We start from the raw sequence: 9,614 nt of genomic DNA, 5'->3' as shown, positions 1-9,614 counted from the left end.
TCAAACTGCACGAGGTTTTTGGCATTTGACATTGTGCACGCTGTTGAGTTCTCAAGGATCGGATGCTCCCCGCTTCACACCCAAAGGCGATCAACTCGAAGGCAACTTCTCTATATTACACGATCTTCACGCGGTTGTGACCACTGATTCTCAGCGAGGCTGAGACGTGATGTGTTCTCGCGTTTCGAAGCTGTTCAGCTCCGCGACCGGGACTTGCAATCTTAGGCTTGAAAGCCGTGTTTCGCAACTCGAGGTTGCGGACCTTATGGCTAAGATTCGATCCCCACTTGAGGCCGGCGAGCGAATCCGCTCTGCCGCACCTTTGGGGTGATAAGTAAGAATTTACGTGGGTCTCGAGGACCTCGCAAATCGGCCGCGCACGCCGGGCGTGTCGCTCCCAGCTTGGCGGAATACTGGCGATATGAGGTCTGCTCGAGTGCGCCCGCTGCTCCCCCGCATTCTCGCGGATCTGGGCGATGCCCAGTCACTCTCCGCGGCCGTCTCGGAACCTGAGAACGCCGTTCCCCTGTCGTCGAACCTCCCCGTCAGCTCACTCGCCCAGGACAGTGTCGACGCCGCAGCGCTCCAGGCTGCGGCCACCGTCATGGACAGGACGGGGTCGCTCCCCCCTGTGCGATCCGACCCCCGTCGCATCGCCGCCGCCTACTCGAGCGAGCGCTGGTTCCGCATCGATGACGTGACCCCCTCCGCGTGGGCACCGCTCTCGGGGTTCTGGGCTGCATCCGACGGCTGGGTGCGCACCCACGGCAACTACCCGCATCACGCGGAACGACTTCGGACGGCGCTCGGTCTACAGGTCGATGCCGGCGCCGACGAGCTTCGCGAGCGCGCCGCTCGATCGTCGGCCGCCGAGATCGCCGACACCGTCACGAACGCCGGGGGCATCGCCGTCGTCGTCGCCCGCCCGAACGAGAGAGCTGCCCGAGCCGCGGCGACGCGCGCCCTGGTGGAGAGCGAGCTCGTCGGCGGCGGCGAGCCGCGTTCGTGGCATGACGGCGGTACGGCGCTGGGCGGCATCCGGGTACTGGATCTCACCCGGGTGATCGCCGGACCCGTGGCGACGCGGACCCTCGGGCTGTTCGGCGCCGACGTGCTGCGCATCGACTCCCCTGGACTCCCCGAGATCGGCTGGCAGCACCTCGACACCGGCGCGGGCAAGCGCAGCGCGCTTCTGGACCTGGCGGATTCGTCGGATCGACTCCGGTTCGAGGACATCCTTGCGGACGCCGATGTGGTGGTACTGGGGTATCGGCCGGCCGCGGTGGAGAGGCTGGGACTCTCACCCGCCGCCATCGCGGCGCGGCATCCGGGCATCGTGATCGGACGGCTGACGGCGTGGGGCTTCTCGGGGTCGGATGCGCAGCGGCGGGGGTTCGACAGCATCGTGCAGGCGGCATCCGGGATCTCGTGGATCGAGTCGGCGGACGGGATCACGCCCGGCGCGCTGCCTGCCCAGGCTCTCGACCATTCGGCCGGCTACCTGCTGGCCGCGGGAATCATGTCGCGACTGCGACGGCAACGGGCCGAGGGCGGCAGCCATGCGGTGTCGGTCTCGCTCTCCCGGGTGGCCTCCGAGCTGGTGACCCTGCCGCGCATCCCGCGCGCCGAGGGGGACCCGGGCCTGGCCGATCAGACCCAGGAGTTCGCGACCGAGGCCGGGCTCGTCAGATCGGTTCGACCGGCGCCGCGGTACGACGGATCACCGGACGCGTTCGCCGCGGGGCCGCATCCGTGGGGCACGGACAGGGCGGAGTGGCTGCCGCGCTGACCCCACGTGCTGCGCATCGGGTGTGGCCCCCGGCCGGCCCGGTGCGAACTGTGGCCTAGAGGACGAAGATCCCGGCGAGGGTCTTCTTGCCCCGTCGGAGGACGGCCATGCCCGACGGCAGCGTCGAGCCCTCGATGGACGCCGTGTCATCGGTCACCTTGACGCCGTTCACCGAGACGCCGCCCTGGGCGATCGCCCGGCGAGCCTCGCTGATGCTGCCGCTGAGGCCGGTGTCGAGCAGGAGCTGCACGATGGTCGCCGTCGGGGACGTCGTGGTGTTCGGCAGCTCACGGAGCGCGCTCTCGAGCGTCTCGGCATCGAGCGCGGCCACGTCGCCCTGACCGAAGAGCGCATCGGCGGCGGCGATCGCCTTGTCGGTGGCGTCGGCGCCGTGCACGAGGGTCGTGACGGCGCGCGCGAGCGTGCGCTGGGACTCGCGACGGAACGGCTCGCTCGCCACGAGCGCCTCGAGACGCTCGATCTCTGCGCGATCGAGGAAGGTGAACACCTTGAGCCTGCTGATGACATCGGCGTCGTCGGTGTTGAGCCAGAACTGGTAGAAGGCGTAGGGGCTCACCAGTGCCGAGTCGAGCCAGATGGCGTTGCCCTCGCTCTTGCCGAACTTTGTGCCGTCGCTGTTGGTGATGAGCGGGGTGCCGATGGCGTGCACGCTCACCCCCTCCGTGCGGTGGATGAGGTCGGTGCCGCTCGTGAGGTTGCCCCACTGATCGCTGCCACCCGTCTGCAGCACGCAGCCGTAGCTGCGGTAGAGCTCGAGGTAATCGAGCCCCTGCAGGATCTGGTAGCTGAACTCCGTGTAGCTGATGCCGGCATCGGAGTTGAGCCTGGCCGCGACGGCGTCTTTCTTGATCATCGTTCCGACGCGGTAGTGCTTGCCGATCTCCCGCAGGAAGTCGATCGCCGACAGCGGGGCCGTCCAGTCGAGGTTGTTGACGAGGCGCATGCCGTTGTCGCCCTCGGCGCTGAGGAAGCGGGAGACCTGGCCCTGCAGGTAGCCCACCCACTCGGTCACGGTCTCGCGGGTGTTGAGGGTGCGTTCGGCCGTCGGGCGGGGATCGCCGATGAGGCCGGTCGAGCCGCCGACGAGTCCGAGAGGACGGTGACCGGCCAGTTGGAGGCGACGCATGACGAGCAGCTGCACGAGGTTTCCGAGGTGGAGACTCGGCGCTGTGGGGTCGAACCCGCAGTAGAACGTGATGGGATCGCCGGCGAGGAGTTCCTGGAGCTCGCTCTCATCGGTCGAGACATGCACGAGTCCACGCCAGACGAGCTCCTCCCAGATGTCGGAGAAGGTCGGGTCGTTGGCCTGATCGGCGAGGATGGCTGGGTCGGACACGCTGCAAGGTTATCAGCGGGCCTCGGCGGGCGAATCAAGGCTGAACACTAGATGTCAATGAAATAAGCTTCACAAATTGATTTGACTGGAGTAACCTTACAGACTTCAGATCGGAGAATTCATGTTCGTCATCACAGCGGATCAAGTCGACTCCCGCCACGACGTGGACCGGGCGGATGCGGCGGTGCGTTCGCTCGAGACCACCTTCGGGGACGACCTGGTGCTCCCGGTCGACCAGACGGCCGGCGATGAGATCCAGGCCGTCACCCCCTCTGCCTCGACGGCGCTGGCGATGGTCGGAGCACTCGCCCGCTCCGGACACTGGAGCATCGGGCTGGGGATCGGTTCGGTACGCACTCCGCTGCCCGACGCCGCACGCAAGGCCACAGGGCCGGCGTTCATCGGAGCCCGGGACGCTGTCGAGGCGGCCAAGCGCGCCGAGTCCAGGTTCGCCCTGCGCGCCCCCGACGCCGCGGAGCGCGCCACCATCATCGAGCCTCTCGTCAGCATGCTCCTGCTCACGCGTGCACGACGCTCGGAGCAGGGCTGGGAGGTGACGGATCTGATGCGCGCCGGTCACTCCCAGAAGGATGCGGCTGGCATACTCGGGATATCGGCTGCCGCCGTGAGCCAGCGCCTCCGTGCTGCGCTCTGGAGGGTCGAGGACGACGCCCGGTCTTCGCTGGAGCATCTCCTGGCCGAACTCGATGCAGAGGCGTCGCCAGCGACGCGGAACGGAACGGACCCCACCGAATGATCGCCGTCACCATCGTCATCTGGCTGCTGCTCGTGCTCGTGCTCGGCGCGGGGGCGACCTTCGCCGTCATAGCATTCCTGCGCCCGGACAGGGTGATGACCTGGGCCGCAGCGGGCTCTCTCGCCGCTGCATTCGTGCTCGCCTGGCTGGCTACGGGTCAGATCGAGCCGCTGCTCACCATCGTCGTGGTCATCGGCGCGATGGCCCTCGCGGTGTTCGGCGGCGGCCCGGCCGCGGTGCTGGCGCTCGACCTCGCGACCAAGGGCAGCGTGCGCACCGGCGTGCACGGCGGCATCCTCGTCGAGGGCATCCGCTCCGACGGAGCGACGACGGGACGCGAGATCCTGCGCGGAGGCCAGACGATCGGCGTACTGGAACGTTTCGCCACCGTCGCGACGATCATCGCCGGGTTCCCTGAGGGCTTGGCGATCGTCGTGGCCGTCAAGGGCGTCGGCCGCTTCACCGAGCTCGAGTCGTCCGAGGCTCGCGAGAGGTTCATCATCGGCACCATGGCCAGCCTGATCTGGGCGTGCCTCTGCGGCGCCATCGTGCACCTCGCCCTGAGCTGAGCTCACCGCATCCGCTTCGCGCCTTCACGACACGGTCGATCAGTCGTGCGATCGCGCGTGCCGACGGTAGACCGACACCGTCGGGTCGCCCGGGATCCAGAAGCGCCACGGGTAGGCCGCGCCTCCGCCCGCGCCCGAGACGCCGACACGCGGACCGCGCGCGACGTCGGGTGCAGCATCCGGACCCCGCAGGGCGAACGGATCGGAGAAGAGATCGGCTCCGTTCTCGGCGAGAGGGATGCCGAGAGCGCTCGCGAGGCGCGCCGGACCGCGCGCCAAGTCGCGGTCACTCGCTGCTGACGGCCTGCGACGGCGTGCGAGTTCGACGCCGTCGACGATCTCACCGGCCCGGAGCAGCAGCGCCGACGCGGATCCGGCAGGTGAGCACACGATGTTGACGCAGGTGTGCATGCCGTAGGTGAAGTACGCGTAGAGGTGGCCGGGCTCCCCGAACATGACAGTCGTTCGCGGTGTCATGCCGCGGTGGGCATGCGAGCCGGGATCCTCCCCGGTGCCTCGATAGGCCTCGACCTCGGTGAGCCGCACGGTCACGTCGCCCTCGCTCGTGCGGTGGGTGAGGAGGGCGCCGAGCAGCTCCGGTGCGAGCTCGACCGCGTCGCGGGACAGGGCGGCGCGGTCGAGCACCACGGGGCTAGGCCCGAGCGGGCGTGAGGCCCTCGGCGAGCGACCGCACTCGTGCGGTCAGCGCGGCGAGCTGTTCCGCGACGCGCTCGGGGGCCGTGCCACCGAGACCCGTGCGACTGCCGACGGAGCCCGTGACCGTGAGCACCTCGCGCACGGCTGGGGTGAGATGGGGCGAGATGCCGGCGAGCACATCGTCGGGAACCTCGTGCAGGTCGAGGCCGTTGGCCTCGGCGTAGGCGACGACGGATCCCGAGAACTCGTGGGCGTCTCGGAACGGAACATGCTGCTTGACCAGCCATTCCGCGATGTCCGTGGCGAGCGAGAAGCCCTGTGGTGCCAGCTCGGCCATCCGGTCGGTGTCGAATCGCAGGGTGGCGACCATGCCCGTGAAGGCCGGCAGCAGGACCTCGAGGGTGTCGACGGAGTCGAAGACCGGCTCCTTGTCCTCCTGCAGATCGCGGTTGTAGGCGAGCGGGAGGCCCTTGAGCGTGGTGAGGAGTCCCGTCAGGTTGCCGATGAGGCGCCCCGCCTTGCCCCGAGCGAGCTCGGCGATGTCGGGGTTCTTCTTCTGGGGCATGATCGACGACCCTGTCGAGTAGCCGTCGTCGAGGGTGACGAAGCCGAACTCGCGGGTGTTCCAGATGATGATCTCCTCGGCGATGCGAGAGAGGTCGACCCCGATCTGCGCGGTGATGAACGCGAACTCGGCGACGACGTCGCGGCTCGCCGTACCGTCGATCGAGTTCTCGACGACACGGGAGAAGCCGAGCTCGCGGGCGACGAGCGCGGCGTCGAGGCCGAGGGTGTTCCCGGCGAGCGCACCGGAGCCGTAGGGCGACGCATCCGTTCGGCGTCCCCAGTCGGCGAGGCGTTCGAGGTCGCGCACGAACGGCCAGCAGTGCGCGAGCAGATGGTGGGCGAGGAGCACGGGCTGGGCGTGCTGCAGGTGGGTGCGGCCCGGCATGATCGCGCCGTCGTGCGCGCTGGCCTGGGCGGCGAGAGCGTCGATCAGGTCGATGAGGAGCTCGGCGATCCGCACGGCGTGGTCGCGCAGGTAGAGCCGCACGAGGGTGGCGATCTGATCGTTGCGGCTGCGGCCCGCGCGCAGCTTGCCGCCGAGTTCTGGCCCGACGACGGTGATGAGCGCGCCCTCGAGAGCGCCGTGGACGTCCTCATCGCTCGGAGCTGCGGTCAGCTCGCCGCTCTCGATGCGCTCGAGCAGCGTGTCGAGGCCGGCGAGCATCGCCTTCAGCTCCTCGTCGCCGAGGTAGCCGGCGGCCGCCAGTGCCTTCGCATGAGCGCGCGAGCCCGCGATGTCGTAGTCGGCCAAACGCCAGTCGAAGTGGGTGGAACGGCTGAGCAGCTGGAGTTCGGGCGACGGACCGGAGGCGAAGCGGGCACCCCAGAGCGATCCCTCATTAGTTCCGTTCTTCTCGGCCATCACTTCGTTCCGTTCTGCTCGAGCAGCCAGACCAGGAGCGCCTTCTGCGCGTGCAGGCGGTTCTCCGCCTCGTCCCAGATGATCGACTGCGGTCCGTCGATGACGTCGGCGGTGACCTCGAAGCCCCGATCAGCCGGCAGGCAGTGCAGGAACACGGCATCCGAGGCCGCGCGGGCCAGGAGAGCAGCGTCGACCCGGTAGTCGCCGAAGGCCGCGACGCGCGCCGCCTTCTCGTCCTCCTTGCCCATCGAGACCCACGTGTCGGTGACGACGACGTCGACGCCGTCGACCAGCGCTGCGGCATCCGCCCCCACGGTGATCGAGCCGCCGGTGGCCGCGGCGATGGCCCGCGCGTCGGCCACCACCTGCTCGGACGGCTCGAAGCCCGCCGGGGATGCTACCCGCACGTGCATGCCGGCCGTCGCGCCGGCGAGGAGGTAGGACTGCGCCATGTTGCTGGCGCCGTCGCCGAGGAAGGTGAGGCTGAGGCCGGCCAGTTCGCCCTTGTGCTCGCGCAGCGTGAGCAGATCGGCGAGCAGCTGGCACGGGTGGAAGTCGTCGGAGAGGGCGTTGACGACCGGGACTGTCGTTCCGGCCGCCATCTCCTCGAGCCCTGCCTGGCCGTAGGTGCGCCACACGATGGCCGAGACCATGCGCTCGAGCACACGTGCCGTGTCACTCGGGGTCTCCTTGCCGCCGAGCTGACTGTTCGCGGTGGAGATGATGAGCGGGGAACCGCCGAGGTCGGCGATCCCGACCGCGAACGAGACGCGGGTGCGGGTCGAGGACTTGTCGAAGATGACGGCGACGGTCTGCGGGCCGGCCAGCGGCTTCACGGCGAAGCGGTCGCGCTTCAGTTCCACGGCGAGATCGAGGATGGCGGCCTGCTCGGCCGGGGTGATGTCGTCGTCACGGAGGAAGTGGCGGGTCATGGGGTCTCTTTCGCGGTGGCGGGGCGGACGCTCTCGAGAGCGCGGGTGAAACGTGCGGTGAACTCGGCGATCTCGGTGTCGCCGATGATCAGAGGCGGGGCGAGACGGATGCTCTGGGGATTCGGGGCGTTGATGATGAGGCCCTCGCGGAGCGCTGCGGCTACGACTTCGGACGCGACGGGTTCGGACAGCGCGATGCCGAGCAGGAGGCCGGCCCCACGCACACCCGTCACCAGCGGGGAACCGATGCCCATGACGGCCGCGCGCAGCTCCTGACCGCGGACCGCGGCGTTGGCCACGAGCCCTGCGGACTCGATCTCCTCGAGGACGGCGTTGGACGTCGCAGTGGCGAGGGGATTGCCGCCGAAGGTGCTGCCGTGCTGGCCGGGGCCGAACAACTCGGACGCATCGCCGTAGGTGACCAGGGCGCCGATGGGGAACCCTCCCCCGATGCCCTTCGCCAGCGTGACGGCATCCGGAACGATCCCGGCATGCTGGAACCCGAACCAGCGACCCGTTCGTCCTGCACCGGTCTGGATCTCGTCGATGATGAGCAGTGCGCCGTACTGCGTCGTGAGCTCCCGGGCACGCTCGAGGAAGCCGTCGGGGAGGGGCCGCACGCCGGCCTCGCCGAGGATCGGCTCCACGAAGAGGGCTGCGACGGTTCCGTCCATGGCCTGCTCGAGCGCCTCGAGGGTGGGGGCGATGTGCTCGACTCCGCCGGGCACCGGCTGGAAGTCCTCCCGCATCGCCGGCTTGCCGCTGAGCGCGAGCCCGCCCATGGTGCGCCCGTGGAAGGAGTCGACGAGAGTGATGATGCGCGTGCGCGGCGGAGTGGAGTGCACGGACGAGTGCAGGCGGGCGAGCTTGAAGGCCGCCTCGTTCGCCTCGGCCCCGGAGTTGCCGAAGTAGACCCGGCCGCGCTCCCCTGCTCCCGTGATGCGCTTGAGTCGCTCGGCGAGAGCGACCTGCGGCTCGGTGGCGAAGTAGTTCGAGACATGCGCCAGGCGTGCGGCCTGGGCCGAGACCGCCGCGACGAACACCGGATGCGCGTGGCCCAGCGAGTTGACGGCGATGCCGGCGAGGAAGTCGAGGTAGCTCATGCCGTCCATGTCCCAGACCCAGCAGCCCTCGCCGCGGTCGAGCATGCCGAGCGGGGTCGCCATGCTGCCCATCATCGACTGGTGGAAACGATCGTGCCAGGCGTTCATGCGGGAACTACCTCCGTGCCGATGCCGCTCTGCGTGAAGATCTCGAGCAGGATCGCGTGCGGCTCGCGTCCGTCGATGATGGCCGCCTTGGCCACGCCGCCGTCGACGGCGTCGAGACAGGCGGTCATCTTGGGGATCATGCCCGACTCGAGAGTGGGGAGAAGTGCGCGCAACTCGGGGGCGTCGATGACCGAGACGAGGGACTCGCGGTCCGGCCAGTCTCGGTAGAGTCCGGCGACGTCGGTCAGGATGACGAGCTTGGCGGCGCCCAGAGAGATTGCCAGCGAGGCCGCGGCCGAGTCTGCGTTCACGTTGAGCGACTGGCCCGGCGCATCGACATCGGGCGCGATCGAGGAGACGACGGGGATGCGCCCGGCGTCGAGTTGAGCGAGGACGGCGGCCGGATCGACCTCGATGACGTCTCCGACGAGTCCGAGGTCGATCTCCTCGCCGTCGACGACGGCTCCCCGGCGACGCCCCTTGAACAGTCCCGCATCCTCACCCGAGAGTCCGGCGGCGAGCGGGCCGTGCTCGTTGATCGAGCTCACCAGCTCGCGGTTGACCTGGCCGGAGAGGACCATGCGCACGACGTCCATGGTCTCGGGCGTCGTCACCCTGTAGCCGCCGCGGAACTCGCTCGCGATGCCGAGTCGATCGAGCATCGACGAGATCTGCGGGCCGCCGCCGTGCACGATGACGGGGCGGATGCCTGCATAGCGGAGGTAGACCATGTCCTCGGCGAATGCCCGCTGCAGCTCGGGGCTCACCATGGCGTTGCCGCCGAACTTCACCACCACGATCTGGTCGTGGAAGCGCTTCAGCCAGGGCAGCGAGTCGATGAGGATCTGCGCCTTCGAGGCCGCGGACTGCTGCGCGATCTCCGGGGCTGTGTCTTCGAGCGTCATCCGTCTCC

At 69.0% G+C, this 9,614-nt stretch carries 9 protein-coding genes; 3 read left to right on the top strand and 6 right to left on the bottom strand.

What is annotated here, in order from left to right; translation table 11 throughout:
- Positions 1–421: 421 nt before the first annotated feature.
- Positions 422–1,789, top strand: coding sequence for a CoA transferase (locus E4M00_RS13360; protein WP_135120981.1), 1,368 nt, complete (start codon positions 422–424; stop codon positions 1,787–1,789).
- 55 nt (positions 1,790–1,844) lie between these two features.
- Here the strand turns inward: E4M00_RS13360 and tyrS are convergent, their stop codons facing one another.
- Positions 1,845–3,146, bottom strand: coding sequence for a tyrosine--tRNA ligase (gene tyrS / locus E4M00_RS13355; RefSeq protein ID WP_135120980.1), 1,302 nt, complete (start codon positions 3,144–3,146; stop codon positions 1,845–1,847).
- Positions 3,147–3,267: 121 nt separating this feature from the next.
- On the opposite strand from tyrS, the gene E4M00_RS13350 reads away from it, so the two are divergent.
- Together E4M00_RS13350 and E4M00_RS18075 are read left to right on the top strand one after the other, a co-directional pair.
- Positions 3,268–3,903: a DNA-binding protein gene (locus tag E4M00_RS13350; RefSeq protein WP_135120979.1), complete on the top strand. Its 636-nt coding sequence runs from the start codon at positions 3,268–3,270 to the stop codon at positions 3,901–3,903.
- The gene (locus E4M00_RS18075) at positions 3,900–4,472 is read left to right on the top strand and encodes a hypothetical protein (RefSeq protein ID WP_056168010.1); all 573 of its coding nucleotides are present in this window, start codon (positions 3,900–3,902) and stop codon (positions 4,470–4,472) included. The genes E4M00_RS13350 and E4M00_RS18075 overlap by 4 nt, the downstream gene beginning before the upstream one ends.
- 39 nt (positions 4,473–4,511) lie before the next feature.
- Here the strand turns inward: E4M00_RS18075 and E4M00_RS13340 are convergent, their stop codons facing one another.
- The 5 genes from E4M00_RS13340 to argB are packed head-to-tail and all read right to left on the bottom strand — an operon-like array spanning position 4,512 to position 9,606.
- A complete protein-coding gene (locus tag E4M00_RS13340) occupies positions 4,512–5,117 on the bottom strand; it encodes a DNA-3-methyladenine glycosylase (protein WP_135121016.1) in 606 nt (201 codons plus the stop codon).
- Between the two features lie 7 nt (positions 5,118–5,124).
- Complete coding sequence (argH, locus tag E4M00_RS13335; RefSeq protein ID WP_135120978.1) at positions 5,125–6,558, bottom strand: argininosuccinate lyase; 1,434 nt, start codon at positions 6,556–6,558, stop codon at positions 5,125–5,127.
- Positions 6,558–7,490: an ornithine carbamoyltransferase gene (argF, locus tag E4M00_RS13330; protein ID WP_135120977.1), complete on the bottom strand. Its 933-nt coding sequence runs from the start codon at positions 7,488–7,490 to the stop codon at positions 6,558–6,560. Before argF ends, argH begins: the two co-directional genes overlap by 1 nt.
- Entirely contained in the window at positions 7,487–8,656 is a 1,170-nt protein-coding gene (locus E4M00_RS13325) for an acetylornithine transaminase (protein ID WP_338033194.1), read from the bottom strand. The genes argF and E4M00_RS13325 overlap by 4 nt, the downstream gene beginning before the upstream one ends.
- Before the next feature lie 41 nt (positions 8,657–8,697).
- Positions 8,698–9,606, bottom strand: a complete 909-nt coding sequence (gene argB / locus E4M00_RS13320) for an acetylglutamate kinase (protein WP_135120975.1) — start codon at positions 9,604–9,606, stop codon at positions 8,698–8,700.
- Positions 9,607–9,614 lie beyond the last annotated feature (8 nt).

The sequence above is a fragment of the Orlajensenia leifsoniae genome, from assembly GCF_004570845.1.
In the GTDB taxonomy this organism is placed as follows: Bacteria; Actinomycetota; Actinomycetes; order Actinomycetales; family Microbacteriaceae; genus Orlajensenia; species Orlajensenia leifsoniae.
This window is presented reverse-complemented; position numbering and strand designations above follow the sequence as displayed.